This window comes from Lautropia mirabilis, assembly GCF_900637555.1.
GTDB classification, from domain to species: domain Bacteria; phylum Pseudomonadota; class Gammaproteobacteria; order Burkholderiales; family Burkholderiaceae_E; genus Lautropia; species Lautropia mirabilis.
The window spans coordinates 1951121-1972845 of sequence record NZ_LR134378.1 but is presented as its reverse complement, the minus strand read 5'-3'; the positions used below and the strand labels follow the sequence as shown (position 1 = coordinate 1972845).

Below are 21725 nucleotides of genomic sequence, written 5' to 3'. Positions count from 1 at the left end.
CGATTCACTGTCCCGCCTTGTGCCTTTCCTCTTCGCCGCAGACCCCTGACGGCTGCCCTGCTGGAACGAGCCCTCCTCATGACGCCCGCCCTGAACCACGACACGCCTTCCATGGACAGCCCTGCCGGCGCCGTGCCGCTGACCGAAGCCCAGGAAGGGCTCTGGTACGCGCAGCAGCTGGATCCGCGCAACCCGATCTTCAACACCGGCCATTGCACCGGCATCCGCGGTAAAGTGGACGTGGAACGGCTGGCCAGCGCCATCGAACGGACCCTGGCCGAGGCCGATGCACTGTCGCTGGCCTTCATCGACACCGAGGACGGTCCGCGCCAGTATTTCGACGCGGCCCACCGTCCGGTGCTGGAGCGCCTGACACTGCCTGGCGATGCGGCGGGCCGCGCCGAGGCCGAACGCCTGATGCAGGCCGACCTGCGCACCCCCATCGATCCGCGCACCACGGCGCTGGCTCGGCATCTGCTGATCCGGTTCACCCCTTCGGCAGGTGCGGACAGCGCGGCCAGTGCCCTGCCCACGGTGCTGTGGTTCCAGCGCGTCCACCACCTGGCGGCCGACGGCTATGGCATGGCGCTGATCGAGCAGCGGGCCATGCAGCACTACCGTGCGCTGGCCGGCACGCCCCTGACCTCCTTTGCGGCCGTAGTGGCCGACGACGCGCGCTACCGCGACAGTGCCCAGCGCGCAACCGACGCTGCCTACTGGCGCAAACTGCTGGCGCCGCTGGACACCGTCGGTAGCCTCTCCGAGCGCAGCGCCGCCACAGGCGATCATGCGCTGCATGCCGAGATCGACGTACCCGAGGACGTGCTGCAGGCCCTGCGTCAGAAAGAGCAGCAGACGCTGGTGAGCTGGCCCGATGTGCTGACCATGCTGCTGGCCGCCTACGTGCAGCGCCACATCGGCCAGCAGCCGGTGGTGCCCGGCGTGCCCTGGATGGGCCGACTGGGCAACGCCAGCGCCCGCAGCGTGGCCACCGTCATGAACATCGTGCCGCTGGTGCTGGACATGGACCAGGACCGGCCGCTGGACGAACTCATCGTCCAGACCGCACGCCAGCTGAAGCTGGCACGCCGCCACGGCCGCTACCGCAGCGAACAGATGCGCCGCGACCAGGCTCGCCCCGGCGGCCAGGGCCGCATCCATGGGCCGCTGCTCAACATCCTGCCCTTCGACGCCCCCTACCGCCAGGCCGGTCTGGATGCCGACCAGATCGTCTACAGCACCGGGCCTGTGGAAGATTTCAACCTGAACGTGCGCGCCGCCCCCGATGCCAGCGGCATGCGCCTGCAGGTGGAAGCCAACCCGCGCCTCTACGCAGCCGAGGAGATCGATCGGCACCCGGCACGCCTGCTGGCCTTCCTGCGAGCCGCCCTGCAGGCCGATACCCTGCGCCCCGTGCAGACCCTGTACGACGAGGAGCTGAGCCACTGGGTGGCCGGCGTCAACGACACCGCCCACCCGGTGCCGGAAACCACGCTGGTGGCCCTGGTGCGGGAAGCCAGCCGGCAGCATGCCAGCGGCGAGGCCCTGCGGATGCAGGACGAGTGCCTGGACTACGCCACCTTCGACGCCCAGGTGGATGCAGCCGCGCGCCGGCTGGTACAGGCTGGCGTGCAGCCACGTGACATCGTGGCCGTGGCCCTGCCCCGCAGCCCGCGCATGGTGATGAGCCTGCACGCCATCCAGCGTTCCGGCGCCGCCTACCTGCCGCTGGACATCGAGCAGCCGGCAGCGCGCATCCAGCGCATCCTGGCGGCCGCACAGCCCCGCTCCGTGGTGGTGAACGAGACCACGCGCACCCTGCTGGAGGGCGCGGAAGTGGCCTCGGTCGACGTGTCGGCGCTGTTCGCCCTCCCTCACCCCGGGAGTTCGGCAGCCCATACCCCACAGGACGCCACCGACCTGCAGCCGGCCATTCCCCTGCCCACGGTGCAGCCCGCGGACCCCGCATACGTCATCTACACCTCGGGCAGTACCGGCGAGCCCAAGGGCGTGGTGGTCAGCCACCATGCCATCGTCAACCGGCTGCTGTGGATGAAGGAACACTACGGTTTCGGCCCGCAGCACCGATTCCTTCAGAAGACACCCTACACCTTCGACGTATCAGTGTGGGAGCTGTTCCTGCCCATGCTGTGCGGCGCCCCGCTGGTGGTGGCCGAACCCGACCTGCACCGCGACCCGCAGGCGCTGGCCGCACTGATCCGCCGGGAAGGCGTGGACGTGGTGCACTTCGTGCCCTCCATGCTGGCCGCCTTCCTGGACGAACCGGCCAGCGAAGGCCTGCAGATGAACGCCGTCTTCTGCAGCGGCGAAGCCCTGCCCGCCACCCTGCGCGACCGCTTCCATGCCCGCATGCAGTCGGCGCTGCACAACCTGTACGGCCCCACCGAGGCGGCCGTGGACGTGAGCTTCTGGGACGCTGGCCGCACCGACCGCAGCGACCCGATCCCCATCGGCTTCCCGGTCTGGAACACGGGCCTGTACATTCTGGACGACTGCCTGCGCCCGGTGCCCCCGGGCGTGACCGGCACCCTGTATCTGGGCGGCCGCCAGCTGGCCGACGGCTACCTGGGTCGCCCGGACCTGACCGAGGCTCGCTTCATCCTGCACCCCGGCTTCGGCGCCGAAGACTCGCCTCGCCGTCTGTACGACAGTGGCGACCTGGCGCGCTGGCGACGGGATGGGGCGGTGGAATACCGCGGCCGACTGGACCACCAGGTCAAGCTGCGCGGTCAGCGCATCGAGCTGGGCGAGATCGAGGCCGCCTTCTCCACTCATCCGCAGTGCCGCCAGGTGGCTGTCATTGCCCGTATCGACGACCAGGGCGGTCAGCGGCTGGTGGCCTACGTGGTACCACAGAGCGACGCCGAACCGCAGCCGGTCGTCATCACCGACGAAGCCCTGGCCGAGAGCCTGCTGGACCACGCCCGCACCCTGCTGCCGGCCGCCATGGTGCCTTCGGCCGTCGTGCTGATGGCAGCGCTGCCCATCAACGCCAGCGGCAAGATGGACCGCAAGGCGCTGCCCGCCCCGGTCTTTGCCGTGCAGGCGCGCACACCTGCGCGCACGCCACAGGAAAAACAGGTGGCGGCCGCCTTTGCCGACATTCTCGGGCTGTCCGAACAGCCCGGCGTGGAAGACGACTTCTTCATGCTGGGCGGCCATTCCCTGCTGGCCACCCGGCTGGCGGCGCGGCTGCGCGACCAGAGCGGTGTCGAACTCACGCTGGGTGCCGTCTTCGAGCACCCGGAAGTGGGCCGGCTGGCCGCCTGGATCGAGCGCTTGCAGCGCCGTGAGGCCGATGCTGCCTCGGCCGGCTTCGGACCGGTCTTCCGGTTGCGGGGCGATCTGCCGGCCGACAACGCCGTCAGCGCAGCCCCGGGACAGGAGGCTGATCCCGCCGACCGCACATCCGCCGCACAGGGAGGCCACTCGCCGGCCCTGTTCTGCATCCACCCCGCGGGCGGCCTGGCCTGGTGCTACGGGCTGCTGGCGCGTCGGCTGTCAGGCGACCGCCCGGTGGTCGGCCTGCAATCCCCGGCCCTGACGGGCGAGCACGCGCGCTATCCCAGCCTGCGGGCGCTGGCTGCCCACTATGCCGACCTCATCCTGCAGATGCAGCCCGGCGGCCCCCATCACCTGCTGGGGTGGTCCACCGGCGGCATCCTGGCGCAGGAAATCGCCTGCCAGCTGCAGGCGCGCCACGCCCGCGTGGGCGTGGTCTGCCTGCTGGACGCCTACCCGGCCGATGCCTGGCGTGATCGGGCACCGGCCGAAGCCCACGACGTGTGGCGCGCCATCCTGCACATCGCCGGCCAGGATCCGGACGTGCTGGCTGCCGAAGGGCCACTGACGCGCGAGCGCGTGATCGGCTTCCTGCGTGCGCAGAAGCACCCGCTGGGCGACCTGACCGATGCACAGCTGCACGGCATCTTCGAGGCTGTGGCCGCCAGCAACACGATGGTCAAGACCCACCCTCACCAGCGCTACGACGGCGAGCTGCTGTACTTCCGGGCCGCACTCGACCACGTGGGCGAGAACCTGCACCCCGACATGTGGGCGCCGTGGGCCGAGAGCCTGGCCGTGCACGACGTGCCCAGCCTGCACGCCCACATGCCGGGCGAGGCAGCACTCGCACACTGGCTGCCGGTGCTGGAAGAGGCGCTGGCGGACAAGGAACGGGGCTGAGGCGCGGGCTGGCGGGTATCATGACAGGATCAGGTGGCAGGGCCGCTCTTCCCGTTCGGCCTGTCCCACCTGCGTGAACCGATCCCCATTTTCTGGAACGCATCAGCCCATGAATCCTGTTCTCCAGACCCTGCATGAGCATCGCACCTATCGCCAGTTCGATCCGGCGCACCAGATCCCGGCCGAACAGGTGCAGGCCATGCTGGATGCCACACGCCAGGCCCCTTCGTGGATGAACGGCCAGCACTACACCATCATCCGCATCACTGATCCTGCGCTGCGCCAGAAAATCGCTGCAGCCCAACCCAACAATCCACAGATTGGCACCTGCGGCGAATACTGGATCTTCGTGACTGACGCCCGGCGGGCCATGCTGTGCAGCCAGGCTGCCGGAGGCAGCTTTGCCGCTGCGGGCACACCCGAGATGCTGATCACGCTGGTCACCGACGCAGCGCTGGCAGCGCAGAACGCCGTGGTCGCCGCCGAAAGCCTGGGCCTTGGTACCTGTTTCACCGGCGGCATCCGCCTGATCGCGCCCGAGCTGACCGAATGGCTGGGGTTGCCGGCATATACCTATCCGCTGTTCGGGTTGTGCATCGGCAAGCCGGCGGTGGAAATGCAGGTGAAACCTCGCCTTCCGCAGCAGGCCGTGGTGGCCGAGAACCGCTATCCGTCGGATGACGTGCTGTCGACGGCACTAGCCAACTACGAAGCCACCATGACAGCCTTTGGCGAGAAGCGCGAGAAATTCCCGTTCCGCGAGAAATTCGCGCGCTACTACAGCCAGGAATACGCGCCCCGCAACACGAAGCTGCTGCGCGACCAGGGTCTGCTGAGGCAGCCGGAGGGATCGGCCGAAACACTGAAAGGGCAAAACGCCTGAAGCTCGGGTTGCAGGATGCCCCTGCTCAAGGATCCCACGACATGGAGTTCTCTGACGACGAACGCCTGAGCCTGCAGCGCCTGTTGCGCTGGCGGCGCGATGTGCGGCACTTCCGGACAGATCCGGTACCCGAGGCCTTGCTGGATACGCTGAAGGAGGCCATGTCGCTGGCACCTTCGGTGGGCAATGCCCGGCCTTGGCGCGTGCTGCGGGTAGAGAATGCCGGTCTGCGGCAGGCGGTGCAGGCGCTACACGACCAGGCCAATGCACAGGCGCTGGCGGCACAGCCCGACGCGCGCAAGCCCAAGTACCAGCAACTGAAGCTGCATGGTCTGGAGGCAGCGCCTCTGCAGCTGGCCGTATTCACCGAAACGGCACCGGCCGCCGGCCACGGCCTGGGCCGGCACAGCATGCCGCAGACGCTGGAACAGAGCACGGCCATGGCCATTCAAAATCTGAATCTGGCAGCCCGTGCGCACGGGCTGGGCGTGGGCATGCTGTCGATTCTCGACCCGCAGGCGATGGAGGCACTGTTCCAGACGCCAGCCACCTGGCGCTTCAGCCTCTATCTGTGCATTGGCTGGCCACAGTTCCATGATGACCAGCCGTTGCTGCATCGCCAGGGGTGGCAGGAAAACACGCAAACGGCGTGGCAGACGAGAGATTAAATCCATCCGGCGACCATGCACGTCCTCTCGCTGCCTGCCTGGCTCACAAAAGGCGGGTTCATACGCTGCACACCGCAGCGCATTTCCTGAAGACCAAAGCACACGGGCCGGCCTCATGCGGAATGAGACCGACCCGTGGTGTGCTGGCGTGTCCGCTATGCGGACAGGATCAGCGCTTCTTCTGCGGCGGCAGGTCGGTGCAGACGCCCTCGAAGACTTCGGCGGCCATGCCGATGGACTCACCCAGCGTGGGGTGCGGGTGGATGGTGTGGCCGATGTCGGCCGCATCCGCGCCCATCTCGATGGCCAGAGCCAGTTCGCCGATCATGTCGCCCGCATGGGTGCCGACAATGCCGCCCCCCAGGATGCGGTGGGTCTCGGGATCGAAGAGCAGCTTGGTGAAGCCCTCGTCACGACCATTGGCCACGGCACGGCCGGAGGCCACCCACGGGAAGACGCTCTTGCCCAGGTTGATACCCTTGGCCTTGGCTTCGTCCTCGGTGATGCCCACCCAGGCCACTTCAGGATCAGTGTAGGCCACGGCCGGAATGACGCGGGCGTCGAAGTGGCGCTTCTGGCCGGCAGCGGCCTCGGCAGCCACGTGCGCCTCATGCACGGCCTTGTGGGCCAGCATGGGCTGTCCCACGATGTCACCAATGGCAAAGATGTGCGGCACATTGGTGCGCAGCTGCGTGTCGACCTCGATGAAGCCACGCTCGCCGACGGCCACACCGGCCTTCTCGGCATCCAGCTTCTTGCCGTTGGGCGTGCGGCCCACGGCCGACAGCACCAGGTCATAGACCTGCGGGCCTTCGGGGGCATTCTCACCCTCGAAGCTGACCTCGATGCCTTCGGGCGTGGCCTTGGCGGCGGTGGTCCGGGTCTTGACCATCAGGCGGCCCAGACGCTTCTCGTTGTACTTCTGCCAGACCTTGACCATGTCGCGGTCGGCACCGGCCATGACGCCATCGAGCATCTCGACCACGTCCACCTGGGCGCCCAGCGAGGCATAGACGGTGGCCATTTCCAGGCCGATGATGCCGCCGCCGATGACCAGCATGCGCTTGGGCACGAAGCGCAGTGCCAGCGCGCCGGTGGAGTCGACGATGCGATCATCCTGCGGCAGGAAGGGCAGCCGCACGGGCTCGCTGCCAGCCGCGATGATGGCCTGGTTGAAGCGCACCACCTGCTCCTTGCCGGTGGTCTGCTGCCCGCTGCCCTCGGTGAGATCCACCACGACGTGGTGCGGATCAAGGAAGCGTGCATAGCCGCGCACGATGGTGACCTTGCGGCCCTTGGCCATGCCGGCAAGACCCGTGGTCATGCGGCTGACCACTTTCTCTTTCCAGCCGCGCAGGCCGTCGATGTCGATCTCGGGCTTGCCGAACTTGATGCCGTGCGCCTCGAAACCCTTGGCCTCCTCGACGACCGAGACGGCATGCAGGAGGGCCTTGGACGGGATGCAGCCGACATTGAGGCAGACACCACCCAGGGTGGCGTAGCGCTCGACGATGACGACCTTCATGCCCAGATCAGCGGCACGGAACGCGGCGGAGTAACCACCCGGGCCGCCGCCGATGACAAGCATGTCGCATTCGACATCGGCCTGGCGGTCGGTGGCCGGCGCGGCCTGCGGGCCGGGACGCGCTGCCGGTGCAGCAGCCGGGCTGGCGGATGCGGGCGCGGCAGCCGTGGCGGCCGGTGCAGCAGCTGCGGGTGCCGCGGCGGGGGCCTTGGCAGCGCCCTCGCCTGCCGCCGCCTCGATGACGGCAATCTCGGACCCCTTGGAGACCTTGTCGCCCAGCTTGACCTTCATCTCGACAATGCGGCCGGCCTCGGTGGCGGGGATCTCCATGGAAGCCTTGTCGGACTCCACGGTGATGAGGCTCTGCTCGACAGCGACAACATCGCCGGGCTTGACCAGCACCTCGATGATCTCGACATTGCTGAAGTCGCCGATGTCGGGCACTTTCAGAATCGTTGTCATGGGTTCTCCTCGCTCAGAGCATCACGCGCCGGAAATCGGCCAGCACCTGCGCCAGGTAGGCGGCAAAGCGTGCAGCGGCGGCGCCGTCAATGACGCGGTGATCCCACGACAGCGACAGCGGCAGGATCAGGCGCGGCACGAATTCGCCCCGTGCCTCGTCCCAGACCGGACGCTTGGCCGAGCGGCACACGCCCAGGATGGCCACCTCGGGCGCGTTGATGATGGGCGTGAAGTAGGTACCGCCAATGCCGCCCAGGCTGGAGATGGAGAAGGTGCCGCCCTGCATGTCGGCCGGACCCAGCTTGCCGTCACGGGCCTTCTTGGCCAGCTCGCCCATCTCGACGGCGATCTCGAGCACGCCCTTCTTGTCGGCATCCTTGATGACCGGCACGACCAGCCCGTTGGGCGTGTCGGCGGCAAAGCCGATGTGGTAGTAGTTCTTGTAGACCAGCGTCTCGCCGTCCAGCGAGGCGTTGAACTCGGGGAACTTCTTCAGCGCCGCCACCGAAGCCTTCACCAGGAAGGCCAGCATGGTGAGCTTGATGCCCGCCTTGGCATTCTCGGTGTTGAGCTTGACGCGGAAGGCTTCCAGGTCGGTGATGTCCGCATCCTCGTGGTTGGTGACGTGAGGAATCATCACCCAGTTGCGATGCAGGTTGGCGCCCGAGATCTTCTTGATCCGCGACAGCGGCTTCTTCTCGACGGGGCCGAACTTCTCGAAGTCGACCTTCGGCCAGGGCAGCAGTCCCAGAGCAGCACCGGTGCCACCGGCAGGCGCAGCCGCCGCACCGCCGACTGCGCCGGAGGTGAGCAGGTTCTTCACGAAGGCCTTCACGTCGTCGGCCAGGATGCGGTCCTTCGGACCGGTGCCGCGCACGCCGTTCAGGTCCACGCCCAGCTCGCGGGCCAGCAGCCGCACCGAGGGCGAGGCATGCGGCAACGGCCGGATGGCACCATCAACCAGCTCGGCCGGGGCCGCCGGGGGCCGCGGTGCGCCTGCTGCCTGCGGAGCAGCCGGTGCAGCGGCGCTCGATGCGGCCGCGGGTGCGGCGACCTGAGCCGGAGCTGCCTGCGGCGCAGGCGCTGCCGTCTGGGCCGGGGCGGCTGCGGGAGCCGCCGGTGCCCCTGCGCTGGCGGCCGGAGCCGCACCACCGGCTTCCAGCTTGCCCAGCACCGAGCCCTTGGACACCTTGTCGCCCAGCTTGACCGTCAGCGAGACGATGCGCCCTGCTTCCGTGCAGGGGATCTCCATCGAGGCCTTGTCGGACTCCACGGTGATGAGGCTCTGCTCGGCAGCAACCTCGTCACCTTCCTTGACCATCACTTCGATGACCTCGACATCCGAGAAGTCACCGATGTCGGGAACCACAATATCAATCGCGCTCATGGCTGCGTATTGCCTCCAGTCGGTATTCGTTCGTCAGGCCAGCACCGGATCGACCTTCTCGGGATCGATGCCGTAGCGCTGGATGGCCTCTGCGGCCTTCGTGAGGGGGATGACGCCGTCCTCGGCCAGGGCGGTGAGCGCCGCCAGAACCACGAAATGGCGATTGACCTCGAAGTGCTCGCGCAGCTTGTAGCGGAAGTCGGAACGACCGAAGCCATCGGTACCCAGCACCTTGAAGCGGCGGCCGGCCGGGATGTACGGACGGATCTGGTCGGCAAACAGCTTCATGTAGTCGGTGGACGCGATGACCGGGCCGGCCGGACGGCGGTCGAGCTGCTCGCGCACGTACGGCACGTGAGGCTTCTCGGTCGGGTGCAGCAGGTTCCAGCGATCGCAGGCCATGCCGTCGCGGCGCAGCTCGGTGAAGCTGGTGGTGCTCCAGATGTCGGACTCGATGCCCCAGTCTTCCTTCAGCAGGCGCGCGGCCTCGATGACCTCGCGCAGGATGACGCCCGAGCCCATGAGCTGGACACGCGGTGCCTTGGCATCGACCTGGGCGGCCTTCGAGCCGTCCGCCGCCGGCGCACCTTCATGCAGCAGGTACATGCCGCGGATGATGCCTTCCTCGTCGCCCTGCCGAAGACCCGGATGGGCGTAGTTCTCGTTCATCACCGTGACGTAGTAGTAGACGTTCTCCTGACGCTCGACCATGCGCAGCAGGCCTTCGTGCAGGATGACGCCCACCTCGTGCGCAAACGACGGATCGTAGGAGACGCAGTTCGGGATGGTCAGCGACATGATGTGGCTGTGGCCGTCCTCGTGCTGCAGGCCCTCGCCGTTGAGGGTGGTGCGGCCGGCGGTACCGCCGATGAGGAAGCCCCGCGCCTGCATGTCGCCGGCTGCCCAGGCCAGGTCGCCCACGCGCTGGAAGCCGAACATCGAGTAGTACGCGAAGAACGGCAGCATGATGACGTTGCTGGTGGAGTACGACGTGGCCGCCGCAATCCAGGAGCAGAACGCACCGGCCTCGTTGATGCCTTCCTGCAGGATCTGGCCGCTGGCGTCTTCCTTGTAATACATCACCTGGTCCTTGTCGACCGGCACGTACTTCTGACCCTCGGGGGCGTAGATGCCCAGCTGGCGGAACATGCCCTCCATGCCGAAGGTGCGGGCCTCGTCGGGCACGATGGGCACAACGCGCGGGCCCAGCGTCTTGTCACGCAGCAGCAGCGTGAGGAAGCGCACGAAGGCCTGGGTCGTGGAGATCTCGCGCCCCTCGGCGGTGGGATCCAGCACGGGCTGGAAGGTCGACAGCGGCGGCACGGACAGCTGCTCGTCGGAATGGGTACGACGATGCGGCAGGAACCCGCCCAGCGCCTTGCGACGCTCGAACATGTACTGCATCTCCGGGCTGTCCTCGGGCGGACGGTAGAACGGGATCTCGTCGAGCTTGTCGTCGGGGATGGGAATGTTGAAGCGGTCGCGCATGCCGCGGATGCTGTCGGCGTCGAGCTTCTTGAGCTGGTGGGTCGGGTTCTTGCCCTCGCCCACATGGCCCATGCCGTAGCCCTTGACGGTCTTGGCCAGAATGACGGTGGGGCGGCCATGGTTGTTGTGCACGGCCGAATGGAAGGCGGCGTACACCTTGTACGGATCGTGGCCGCCGCGGTTCAGGCGCCAGATGTCCTCGTCGGACATGCGTGCGACCATTTCCAGCAGCTTCGGATCCTTGCCGAAGAAGTGCTTGCGCACGTAGGCGCCGTCATTGGCACGGTAGGCCTGGTATTCGCCGTCCACCGTTTCCATCATGACGCGGCGCAGCGTGCCATCAGTGTCGCGGGCCAGCAGCTTGTCCCAGTACGAGCCCCAGATGAGCTTGATGACGTTCCAGCCGGTGCCGCGGAAGTCGCCTTCCAGTTCCTGGATGATCTTGCCGTTGCCGCGCACCGGGCCGTCCAGACGCTGCAGGTTGCAGTTGATGACGAAGATGAGGTTGTCGAGCTTCTCGCGCGCCGCCAGACCGATGGCGCCCAGCGATTCGGGTTCGTCCATCTCGCCGTCGCCGCAGAACACCCAGACCTTGCGGTTGGCGGTGTCGGCCAGGCCGCGGGCATGCAGATACTTCAGGAAGCGTGCCTGATAGATGGCCATCAGCGGCCCCAGGCCCATGGAGACGGTGGGGAACTGCCAGAAGTCCGGCATCAGCTTCGGGTGCGGATACGACGGCAGGCCGTGACCATCGACTTCCTGGCGGAAGCTGTTCAGCTGGTCCTCGGTGAGGCGGCCCTCGATGAAGGCGCGGCTGTACAGGCCAGGCGAGGAGTGGCCCTGGAAGTAGATCAGGTCACCGCCGTGGCCTTCGTGCGGGGCATGCCAGAAGTGGTTCATGCCGGCGCCGATCATGGTGGCCACCGAGGCGAACGAGGCGATGTGGCCGCCCAGGCTGCCGCCATCGGGGGTTTCATGCTTGTTGGCGCGCACCACCATGGCCATGGCGTTCCAGCGGATGAAGCTGCGGATGCGCTCTTCGTATTCGTGGTTGCCGGGCGAGCGGACTTCCAGTGCGGGCGGGATGGTGTTCACATAGGCCGTGGTGGCCGAGAACGGCATGTCGCCGAACTGACGCCGGGCGGTGTCCAGCAGCTGTTCCATCAGGTAGTGGGCACGCTCGCGGCCCTCACGCTGAATGACCGCGTCCAGAGCATCGAGCCACTCCCGGGTCTCGATCGGATCGGTGTCGGATGATTCGACGGGGTTGGGGGTGTTCTTTGCAGCTTCAGACATGCTGGCCTCTCACCGGAACGGAAAACATGGATCCCCGGATTCTAAGTACGGCGGAATGGAAAGCAAGCCGAATTTCAAGGAACGATATCCTGCACCGCATCGCAAAATTCGCCGCAAGTGCGCAATTCCGTGGAAAATGGCGGTATGGCGCGGCCGCACGCCATCAACCGGCCGTTTCTTGCTGCAGCACAGCATGACCCTGATGACGACCTGCCCATGACGCCCGACGACGACGCGAACGCCCCGCCCACCGAGGCCGCCAGGCCACCAGCGCCCCGGCATGCCTCCCTGTCGAACATCCGCATTCCGTCCGACTGGCTGGCCTGGCGCTTTCTGGGCCTGGCGCACATGGCGGGGCTGGTGCTGTTCATCGTGATGATGGCCGGTTTTCTCTGGTATGTGGGTCATATCGAACGGCAGGAGCGGCAGACATCGCTGCTGCGCGACACCGACTGGGCCCAGCAGTCGCTGAAGCTGTCGCTGCGTGAGCTGCAAGCCCACCTGGTCCGCCTGGCACCGCTGTGGCTGGCCGACCTGCGCCAGGGAGCCGGCAACCGTACCACGCCCCCGACGGGTGACGACGAAGGAGCCGGCACCGCCCAGAACCCCGCGGGTTTCCTGGCAAGCTACCCCCAGACCCGGTACGTGGCCCTGGTCACGCCCGAAGGACGCGTCCTGCAGGCCACCGTGGCCCAGGGCGCGATGATCGGCAACGGCCTGGAGGCCGGGGAGCCCACCCAGGATGGTGACACCCTGCTGCTGCCCGCCTTCCAGGACACGCCCGGTGCGTCGCCCCGACGCAGCGCCTGGCTGGCCAGCATGCAGTCGTGGCAGCCCCGCTATTCGGCGCCGCTGATGATTCCGGGGGGCGAGATGGTGACCGAGCTGTACCTGCCCGTGGTGCAGGGACGGCGTCTGGTGGCCGTGGCCGTGGCCGGCATCGGGCTGGAGCCGCTGCTGGCAAACATGCTGCCCGAGAACCTGCGCGACCGCTATCGGTTCAGCCTGGTGGGGCCGCGCGGCCGGCTGCTGGCCAGCACAGCCTCGGCACACCGCATCGACACGCGGGCAGCGCACCAGCTGCCGCTGGACCCACCCGGTGACGGCCTGATGCTGCGGGCCGTGGCCTACGAAGAACCCACCCCTTCCCTGGCCGAACGGCTGACCCAGCTGGGGCTGTTCACGCTGGCCCTGACATCGATCCTGTCACTGATCCTGCTCTGGCGCAGCGCCCATGACCGACTGCGGGCCGAAGGCGAACGCGACCGGCTGTTCGAGCTGTCGCAGGACGTGTTCTGCGTGATCCGCCCGGACGGCACGCTGGTGCGCGGCAATCCGGCCTTCGTGGAGTATTTCGGCAAGGACCTGAGCAACACGCGCTTCTGGGACCATGTCTATCCGGAGGACCGGCTGGACGTGATCGAGGCCTTCACCACGCCCCAGGAGCGCATCGGCCCTCTGGAATGCCGGGTACGCTTTCGCAATGCCTGGCGCTGGCTGAGCTGGTCCATCAGCGTGGACTCGCGCTCGCCCGAATCGCTCTATTACGCGGTGGCCCACGACATCACCGGCCGAAAGCTGGTGGAGCAGGCGCTGACCACCGAAGCCACGTTCCGCCGCGCCATCGAGGATTCCATCAGCACGGGGCTGCGCGTGATCGACCACGATGGCCGCATCACCTACGTGAACCGGGCACTGTGCCAGATCCTCGGTTATCCGGCCGAAGAAATGGTGGGACAGCTGCCCCCCTACCCGTACTGGATCCCCGAGGAACATGACCTCAACATGGCCCACCTGAACCTGACGATCTCGGGTGGTGCCCCCCCGTCGGGCCTGCAGACGCGGGCACGGCGCAAGGACGGCCGGATCATCGATGTTCGGCTCTATGTCTCGCCGCTGATCGACGACCAGGGTCAGCAGGCGGGCTGGATGGCCTCGGTGACCGACATCACCGAACCGAACCGGATCCGCGCCGAGCTGATCAATGCCCACGAGCGCTTCGAGACCGTGCTCAACCAGCTCGATGCTGCCGTCTCGGTGGTCTCGCCCCCGCCGCCCATCGTCCCCCTGAGCATCACCGCCCCGTCGACGGACGAACAGTCGCCGGCACCCACGCCTTCCCGCCTGCTTTTCTGCAATTACCACTACCACGCGCTGTTCGGCGACGACATTGCCGGCCACCTGGCGCTGCTCAACGGCTGGCCGGTGGCGGACTCCTGGATGGGCGAAGAGGTCTACATCCCGCGCATCGACCGCTGGTTCGAGGTGCGGGTACAGGTGATCCGCTGGGTGGACGGCCAGCCGGCCCAGCTGGTGGTGGCCACCGACATCACGGCACTGCGCCCCATCCGTGAACGACAGAAGCAACAGGAAGAACAGCTGCAGCAGACGGCACGGCTGGTGACAATGGGCGAGATGGCCTCCTCCATCGCCCATGAGCTGAACCAGCCGCTGGCCGCCATCAGCAACTACGCGCTGGGCCTGGCCAAGCGACTGCAGCCCGGCAGCCCCGCACCGGCCGATCCGGCCATGGTGGACCAGACGCTGGACAAGATCGCCCGGCAGGCGCAGCGTGCCGCCTCGGTCATTCAGCGGGTGCGCAACTTCGTGCGTCGCAACACGGCCGAGCAGCGCGAGATCGCCGTGGACGAGATCCTGACCGAGGCGCTGGCGCTGGCCGAGATCGCTGCCAAGCGCTATGGCGTGGCCATCACCATCGACCTGGCCCCGAACCTGCCGCGCCTGTCGGCCGACCGCATCCTGATCGAGCAGGTCCTGCTGAACCTGATGAAGAACGCCATCGACGCCATGCATGGGCAGAACGATGCCGCCCTGACGCTGCAGGTGAGCGCCACACGCGACAACGTGCTGTTTGCGGTGGCCGACCAGGGACCGGGCATCCCCGAGGAACAGCAGGAAAAGGTCTTCGAGGCCTTCTTCACCACCAAGCCCGAAGGCATGGGCATGGGACTCAACATCTGCCGCAGCATCATCGAGTCCCATGCCGGCCGGCTGTGGGTGGAAAGCAATCAGCCCCGGGGGTGCATCTTCAAGTTCACGCTGCCGGTACACGAGGGGCCGGCGCACGGCGACACGACATCCGCATGAGCCCCTTGCCCTCCAGCCACAGCGCCTCGCCTGCCCCCTGCCATCGACCGGCCCTCCGGTCCGGTCCATCCTCCCGATGCGGGTACGCGTTTTCCCGCAGTGGCAGCCCCGAGGATTCATCGATAATTCCCAAGGGACGCCGGGAACCGCGATCCCGGTGCCCATGGCCCCGTGCCCATCATCTGGATAGACGACAGAACCATGAGCCCATCAAACGAAACCCCCTCCACCGCCCCTCCGCAGCCTGAAAGGTTCGTCTACATCGTCGACGACGACGAAGCCGTGCGCGATTCGCTGCGCTGGCTGCTGGAAGGCAGCGGCTTCAACGTGCGCACCTTCCACAGCGCCGAGAGCTTCCTGAACGCCTACACGCCCGGACATTTCGCGGTCCTGATCCTGGACGTGCGCATGGGCGGCATGAGCGGCATCGAGCTGCACGACGAGCTGTTGCGCCAGCGCTATGACCTGCCGCTGATCTTCATGACCGGCCATGGTGACGTGGGCATGGCCGTGGCCCGCATGAAACTGGGCGCCGTGGACTTCCTGGAAAAGCCCTTCGACGACAAGCAGCTGATCAGCACGGTCGAGAACGCCTTCAACCAGGCCCGCGTGAAGCAGAACGATGCCCAGCGGCGCGAGCAGCGCCAGGAACTGCTGGCCCGCCTGACCCCGCGCGAGCAGCAGGTGCTGGAGCTGATTGCGGCCGGCCGCCTGAACAAGCAGATTGCCGGCGACCTGAACATCAGCATCAAGACGGTGGAGGCGCACCGCGCCAACATCATGGACAAGTTTGAGGTCCGCACCATGGCCGACCTGATGCGGCGCTTCCTGGGCAGCAGCCCGGACTGATCCGCACACGAGAACCGACAGACAGCGCCCGGGCCCCACGGGGTCGGGGCATTTCTGCCCAAGCACGCCCTTTCCCGGGAGGGCTTCGTGCATCCAGCCTGAGGGCAAAGAAAAAGGGCCTGAATTCGCTTTGAATTCAGGCCCTTGAATGGGTGGCGCGCCCGGCAGGATTCGAACCCACGACCCCTTGGTTCGTAGCCAAGTACTCTATCCAACTGAGCTACGGGCGCGACGCGGAACGCATAATACCATGAGTCGCGGCCGGCCGCCTGGACAGGCAGATTGCCGGCGACCTGAACATCCGCATCAAGACGGTAGAGGCGCACCGCGCCAACATCATGGACAAGTTCGAGGTCCGCACCATGGCCGACCTGATGCGGCGCTTCCTGGGCAGCAGCCCGGACTGATCCGCAGACAAGAGCCGACAGAGAGCGCCCGGGCCCCACGGGGTCGGGGCATTTCTGCCCAAGCACGCCCTTTCCCGGGAGGGCTTCGTGCGTCCAGCCTGAGGGCAAAGAAAAAGGGCCTGAATTCGCTTTGAATTCAGGCCCTTGAATGGGTGGCGCGCCCGGCAGGATTCGAACCCACGACCCCTTGGTTCGTAGCCAAGTACTCTATCCAACTGAGCTACGGGCGCGACGCGGAACGCATAATAACATGAGATTCGGGTTTGTCACGTCGTTTGGAAATTTTTTGCAAACGATTGTCAAAACTGAGCATGAAAACGGATTTTCACCCCAAAGGAGGGTGCAACGCCCATGAACGGTTCTCACTCGTGCTGAATCGAATGAAGATGCCCGCCTGCCCGAACGAGAGTCCCCGCGAGCATCCCCCGGTCGGCACCGACGTCGATCCGGCTGCCAGCGTCTCCTCATAGCCGCACAAGGATGTAACGTTTTCCGAATCCGGCCCCCTGGAGAGGCCGTGTGCGGGCAGCTCATGTAGACTTCTAGGGGTGTCGGCATGCCTCGGTGGCGAGGCATGTCGTCGGCATCCGAAGCGGCCGCCCGGCCCGCAGCGGCAGCCATCGCCGCACGACACGTGCAGCCCCCGAATGCTCTGCTGCCCAGTTTCCTGCGCCTGGCACACCGTCACGGATGCCGCAGATCATCACGTGAATCTTCGAAGGAAAGTGGTTTGAACCTGAACTGGAACGATCGCCCCCTGATCACGACCTCTACGCGCGGCGTGTTTGCCGAAGCCATTTCACCGTTCACCGACGACGGGACCCTGGATCTGGATGGCATCCGGGCCCAGATGGACTTCCTGGTCGCCTGCGGTGCAAGTGGCGTGCTGCTGCTGGGGGCCGGCTCCGAGGCCGACAAGCTCACCAACGATGAACGCCTGTCGGTGGTCCGTGCCGGCATCCGGCATCTGAACGGCCGCATCCCGGCCATCGTCGACATCTCCTCGCCGGGCATCGACAACCTGGCGCTGCTGGGCCGGCGGGTGATGGATGCAGGCGCAGCCGGCGTGCGCATCAGCCCGGATGTGACGCTGCGCACCGACGAGGACATCTACAACTATTTCGAGCGCGTCAGCGAGCGGCTGGGCGAGATCCCCTGGATCCTGCACGACCAGCCCGCCGTCACCGGCGTCACCATCGCCTCTTACCTGCTCATCCGCATGCTGCAGGACTTCGAGCGTCTGGTAGGCATGTGCCAGGGCCTGGGCTCGGGTCTGGACAAGGCCGAGGCGCTGCGCGACGCCGAGACCAAGGGTGTGCGCCGCCTGGCCCTCTTCGAGGGCAACGACGGGCTGCATTTCCCGCAGGCACTCGACCGCACGGTGGATGGCGCCTTCAGCGCATTTGCCTACCCCGAGGCGCTGATCAAGCTGCAGGAACTCTTCGAGGCCGGCAAGCGTGACGACGCCGAGGATGTCTTCGACGCCTACCTGCCGCTGATGCGTCACCAGAAGCAGCTGGTCATCGGCCCGGCCGTGGTCAAGCAGCTGCTGAAGGTACGGGGCGTGATCCGCAGCGCCCGGCTGCGTGAACCGGCCCGCCGGCTGGACGAGGCCGAGGAGCAGGACATCGAGCGCCTGGTGCGCCGGATGGAGCGCCGCACGCGGCAGCTGGGCATCGGCCTGCCCACCCCCTGGCCGCAGCGCTCGGGCAGCTGAGCCCTGCCCTCAGTGCCCCTCACGGGGCGGACGGGATGAGCCGGCAGCCTGCCGGCCCGCGGCACCCTTCGGTGCCGCGTTTTCCTTCACCGCCTTGCCCGAGGGCTGCCCTTCTCCCTTGGCCCGGGTTTCATCGGCAACCTTCTCGTCGCCATCCAGGCGCACCTGCACATGGCGGGTCACACCATTGGGCCCCGGAAAGTCCTGGAACAGTGCCTTCACCATGAGCGGCACGGCGTTGTTCAGGGCGCCATCCTCGGAATCCGACACGACCGAGCCTTCATAGAGGCGCGCCGGCCGTCCCGGCAGCGGCTTCGTGCCCGTCAGCGCCAACTTGACCTGCTTGCGGTAGATGGTGCGCTGGTAGGTCGAATAGCCCACCAGATCATAGCCATACATGGGCACCGTCTCCCAGTAGGTAACGACCTGGCCGTTGGCATCGGTGCGCTGATGCGCCACCTGGCGATAGCCCTGGAAGACATAGGCGTAGTTGGGCTGGCTGTAGTTGACCGGCCGGCCGTTGTCCACCGAATATTCCAGCGTCACGTCCACGTCCGGACGACTGCTGCCGGTTTCCTTCAGGCCATGCGCCAGCAGCTGTTCGCGTACCAGCCCGGCATAGGTCTGGTATTCGAGACTGTTGGCCTGGTCCGCGTCGGGCTTGAAGCGGAAGCTCAGCCCCTGCAGGGCCGGTTCCTGCTGGTGGTAGGCCGTGACCTCGGCGCCGAAATAGGTGGCGCACCCGCCCAGCAGCATCGCGCCGGCCATCGTGGCTGCCAGCCCCAGCCGGCGCCAGGCGCCCGACCGTGCCATCGGAATATGCTGCATCGACTGTCGCTCCATGGATCTTCCCTCTGCACAATCATAACGGGGCTCCGCCCCCTTGGCGGCGGATAACCCGGACGTATCCCCCGGCCCATCCGGTGCGGCACGCCCCCCCGAAGACGAAACCTGCCCCCGGACACTCGCAGCCGGTGCCGGGTCCTGAAACGGGTATCGGGCACTGGACGTTGACCCACATACCCGGCATGCCCTGCACCACAGGCTGAAAAACCGCCGGCCTCGGCTCCAGCACCCAGCACCCAGCACCCAGCACCCAGCACCCAGCACCCAGCACCCAGCACCAAGTGCCCAGTGCCCAGTGCCCAGTGCCCAGTGCCCAGTGCCCAGTGCCCAGCATCATGCTCATGTCCGCCTGCCGCCCTGGCCAGGTTCTGGTAATCTCGTTCCAGTCCTTTTTTCAGAAATGTCCCGGGGCAGACACGCCCGGGACATCAGGCCGGACGGCTGCCGCAAGCTTCCGCCTTGCACCTTCTCTCGACCTTCGCCCGATTCACCATGGCCGACTCGCTCACCAACGCCACCAAGCCCACCAAACCCAGTGCCTCACGCGTCATCGAGGTCCACCAGTACCATGCGCTGCGCCCTGGCCCGCGCCTGCTGGTGATGGGCGGCGTGCATGGCAACGAGACGGCCGGACCCATCGCCATCCGGCAGATCCTGGCGGAATTCGCCGAGGGCCGTCGCATCCTGCATCGCGGCACCCTCACCTTCGTGCCGGTGGCCAATCCGGTGGCCTGGGCTGCCGGCCGCCGCGAGGGCGACCGCAACCTGAACCGTGACTTCCGTCCCAGCCTGTCGCCCGAGAACGTCGAGGATCGCATCGCCACCCGGCTGGGACCGATCCTGGCCAGCCACGACGTGCTGGTGGACCTGCACACCTTCTCGGCGCCGGGCGAGCCCTTCGTGTTCTTCGGCCCTGCCGACAACCAGGAGGAGCTGGAGCCTTTCAGGCGTTCGGCCGAGGAAGAGCGCCTGGCGCAGGCCATCGGCCCCCGTCGGCTGGTCTACGGCTGGCTGGCCGCCTACGCCAAGGGGGTGCGCCGTCGCCAGAACGGCAGCATCTCCTACGGCATTGGCACCACCGAATACATGCGGGCCCATGGCGGGTACGCCGTCACGGTGGAATGCGGCCAGCATCTGGATCCGGAGGCACCGGCCGTGGCGCGTGCCGCCATCGACAATGCACTGCGCCTGCTGGACATGGGCGGACTGCTGCCCGAGGAAGGCGCGGCCCCTGCCACCTGCCATGACCACGATGCCCCGCCGGCCGCTGAACCCTCACCGGATTTCTCGCGCAGCGAGTTCACCCCGCCGGCCGACGACCAGGCCGCACGCTTCGAGCTGATCGAGCTGTACGATGTCTTCGACCGGCACGCCACCGGCGACCGTTTCGCCCGCGACTGGCGCTCATTCGACCGCGTGGCAGCGGGCGAACCCATTGCGTTCCGTGCCGACGGCCTGCCGCTGACGGCGCCGGAAGATGGCTACGTGGTGTTCCCCAACCCCGGAACACCGCCGGGACGGGAATGGTTCTACTTCGCCCGACCGGGTCGGCGGCTGCTGCGCTGAGCAGCCCCCCGGGGCCAGCGAGCGAAGCCGGCCCCGGGACAACCTCACTCGGACAGGCCGAAGCGCCCGTCCGGATCAGCGGCGCGCGCAATTTCCACCGGCTGGATCGGCGGGATGTCCAGACCCTTGATGCGGTTGAACTCGTTCACCATCGCGGCAGCCCACAGACCGTTCCAGACCGTTCCGGCATGGCCATCGCCGATGACGGCATTCCAGGGCTCATCGCCCTGCGTGACGCTCACCTCGCGCTTGCCCAGCAGCTTCACCTGCTTGTAGGCCGGTTGGCCCTGGGCATCACGCGCACCGAACCAGTGCCGGAAGAAGGCGCGGTCATCGAAGAAATGAACGCCCTTCGTGCTCTCGGCGATCTGGCGCAGGCGCTGGTCGTAGGCATCGAGCACGGCGGCGATGTTCGTCTGCTCCTGCGCGTTGCGGAAGCTGGCGTGCAGCGGTGGCCAGTCGACGTTGTTCAGGATCCCCACCAGGATGATGTCCAGCGCCGGATCGCGGGCCTTCAGCGCGGACACGGCCTGGGCCACCTGGTCAGCACAGGCCTGCACCCGGGCCAGATTGTCAGCATCCGCCCCTGTCTTCGCAAAGGCCTGCAGGTCCTCGCGCTTGCCCAGGCTATTGATGCCGATACGGATCAGCACCACCGATGGCACGTCCTTCCAGCCTTGCGGATCACGGGCCATCTCGGCCAGCAGGCCAGGCACCTGCCCGAAGGTGGGGTTGTTGAGTGCACCGCAGGTGGCGCCACTGAAGGCGAAGTTGTAGCGGAAGTCTTCCTTGTGCTGCCGCACCAGGCTGCCCATCACGTTGCGCCGCAGCCAGGCGCCAGCCCCGCTGCTGCCCACCTCACCGAAAGGCCCCTGATCGATGTCACGGGGACGCAGCCTCCCGAGGATCTCGGTCCATTGCCAGGTGCTGGCCTGCTGCGCCCCACCGCGCGCCTCGGGCGTGCCGTAGTGCAGCGAAACCGCATCATGGAAGGAATGACTGTCGGAGTCCCCCAGGACGGCCAGTCGCAGTTTCGGGCTGGTCGGCTCTCCGCCATTGAAGGAAGACATGTGGTCCGGGCTCCTGCTGTCGGTGGCCACGCCACCAGGATGGGTGTCGACGTGGCCGCGATTCGCAGCCGCCGGCGGATCGCTGTCGGGCGTGCAGGCGGCCAGGCTCATACCAGTACCGATGCCCAGAAGCAACACCCTCAGCATTGTTTTACTGAAAATATGTGACAAACGTTCAGATGGGCGACTCTGAACAGTCACGCTAGCATTGGCGGGTCGGGCAGGCTGCGCTCCCGTCGCATCGGTC

12 protein-coding genes, 2 tRNA genes and 1 pseudogene are annotated in these 21725 nt (G+C 67.0%); 8 read left to right on the top strand and 7 right to left on the bottom strand.

Going from position 1 to position 21725, the window contains the following annotated elements; genetic code table 11:
- The first annotated feature begins 78 nt into the window (after window positions 1–78).
- From EL249_RS08000 to bluB, 3 genes are all read left to right on the top strand, one after another.
- Window positions 79–4206 carry a non-ribosomal peptide synthetase gene (locus EL249_RS08000; RefSeq protein ID WP_005673239.1) on the top strand — a complete coding sequence of 1376 codons (4128 nt, stop codon included), beginning with the start codon at window positions 79–81 and terminating at the stop codon, window positions 4204–4206.
- Between the two features lie 109 nt (window positions 4207–4315).
- Window positions 4316–5089 carry a nitroreductase family protein gene (locus tag EL249_RS07995; RefSeq protein WP_005673240.1) on the top strand — a complete coding sequence of 258 codons (774 nt, stop codon included), beginning with the start codon at window positions 4316–4318 and terminating at the stop codon, window positions 5087–5089.
- A 41-nt stretch (window positions 5090–5130) separates the two neighbouring features.
- Window positions 5131–5757, top strand: coding sequence for a 5,6-dimethylbenzimidazole synthase (gene bluB, locus EL249_RS07990; protein ID WP_005673241.1), 627 nt, complete (start codon window positions 5131–5133; stop codon window positions 5755–5757).
- Window positions 5758–5926: 169 nt separating this feature from the next.
- On the opposite strand, the gene lpdA is transcribed toward bluB, so the two are convergent.
- From lpdA to aceE, 3 genes are read right to left on the bottom strand one after another with little or no spacing between them, the layout of a single operon-like run.
- On the bottom strand, window positions 5927–7744 hold the full coding sequence (gene lpdA, locus EL249_RS07985) for a dihydrolipoyl dehydrogenase (protein ID WP_005673242.1): 1818 nt from the start codon (window positions 7742–7744) through the stop codon (window positions 5927–5929).
- Between the two features lie 13 nt (window positions 7745–7757).
- Window positions 7758–9131 carry a dihydrolipoyllysine-residue acetyltransferase gene (gene aceF, locus EL249_RS07980; protein ID WP_005673243.1) on the bottom strand — a complete coding sequence of 458 codons (1374 nt, stop codon included), beginning with the start codon at window positions 9129–9131 and terminating at the stop codon, window positions 7758–7760.
- A gap of 33 nt (window positions 9132–9164) precedes the next feature.
- The gene (aceE, locus tag EL249_RS07975) at window positions 9165–11915 is read right to left on the bottom strand and encodes a pyruvate dehydrogenase (acetyl-transferring), homodimeric type (protein WP_005673244.1); all 2751 of its coding nucleotides are present in this window, start codon (window positions 11913–11915) and stop codon (window positions 9165–9167) included.
- Between the two features lie 144 nt (window positions 11916–12059).
- On the opposite strand from aceE, the gene EL249_RS07970 reads away from it, so the two are divergent.
- Window positions 12060–15023: a PAS domain S-box protein gene (locus EL249_RS07970; protein WP_005673246.1), complete on the top strand. Its 2964-nt coding sequence runs from the start codon at window positions 12060–12062 to the stop codon at window positions 15021–15023.
- A 201-nt stretch (window positions 15024–15224) separates the two neighbouring features.
- Window positions 15225–15872 carry a response regulator transcription factor gene (locus EL249_RS07965; RefSeq protein ID WP_050781832.1) on the top strand — a complete coding sequence of 216 codons (648 nt, stop codon included), beginning with the start codon at window positions 15225–15227 and terminating at the stop codon, window positions 15870–15872.
- A 153-nt stretch (window positions 15873–16025) separates the two neighbouring features.
- Here the strand turns inward: EL249_RS07965 and EL249_RS07960 are convergent.
- Window positions 16026–16102 (bottom strand) — tRNA-Arg (locus tag EL249_RS07960).
- A gap of 24 nt (window positions 16103–16126) precedes the next feature.
- Between EL249_RS07960 and EL249_RS07955 the strand changes: the two are divergent.
- Window positions 16127–16279, top strand: a pseudogene (locus tag EL249_RS07955) (LuxR C-terminal-related transcriptional regulator); the annotation flags it as partial.
- A 153-nt stretch (window positions 16280–16432) separates the two neighbouring features.
- On the opposite strand, the gene EL249_RS07950 reads toward EL249_RS07955, so the two are convergent.
- A tRNA-Arg gene (locus EL249_RS07950) sits at window positions 16433–16509 on the bottom strand.
- Between the two features lie 500 nt (window positions 16510–17009).
- On the opposite strand from EL249_RS07950, the gene EL249_RS07945 reads away from it, so the two are divergent.
- A complete protein-coding gene (locus EL249_RS07945; RefSeq protein WP_005673248.1) occupies window positions 17010–17996 on the top strand; it encodes a dihydrodipicolinate synthase family protein in 987 nt (328 codons plus the stop codon).
- Between the two features lie 9 nt (window positions 17997–18005).
- Here EL249_RS07945 and EL249_RS07940 read toward each other — a convergent pair whose 3' ends face one another.
- Window positions 18006–18824: a DUF4136 domain-containing protein gene (locus tag EL249_RS07940; RefSeq protein ID WP_169311668.1), complete on the bottom strand. Its 819-nt coding sequence runs from the start codon at window positions 18822–18824 to the stop codon at window positions 18006–18008.
- 510 nt (window positions 18825–19334) lie between these two features.
- Here EL249_RS07940 and EL249_RS07935 point away from each other — a divergent pair.
- The gene (locus tag EL249_RS07935) at window positions 19335–20408 is read left to right on the top strand and encodes a succinylglutamate desuccinylase/aspartoacylase family protein (RefSeq protein WP_040529789.1); all 1074 of its coding nucleotides are present in this window, start codon (window positions 19335–19337) and stop codon (window positions 20406–20408) included.
- 44 nt (window positions 20409–20452) lie between these two features.
- Here EL249_RS07935 and EL249_RS07930 read toward each other — a convergent pair whose 3' ends face one another.
- Window positions 20453–21478, bottom strand: coding sequence for a GDSL-type esterase/lipase family protein (locus tag EL249_RS07930; RefSeq protein WP_170169603.1), 1026 nt, complete (start codon window positions 21476–21478; stop codon window positions 20453–20455).
- Between the last annotated feature and the right edge of the window lie 247 nt (window positions 21479–21725).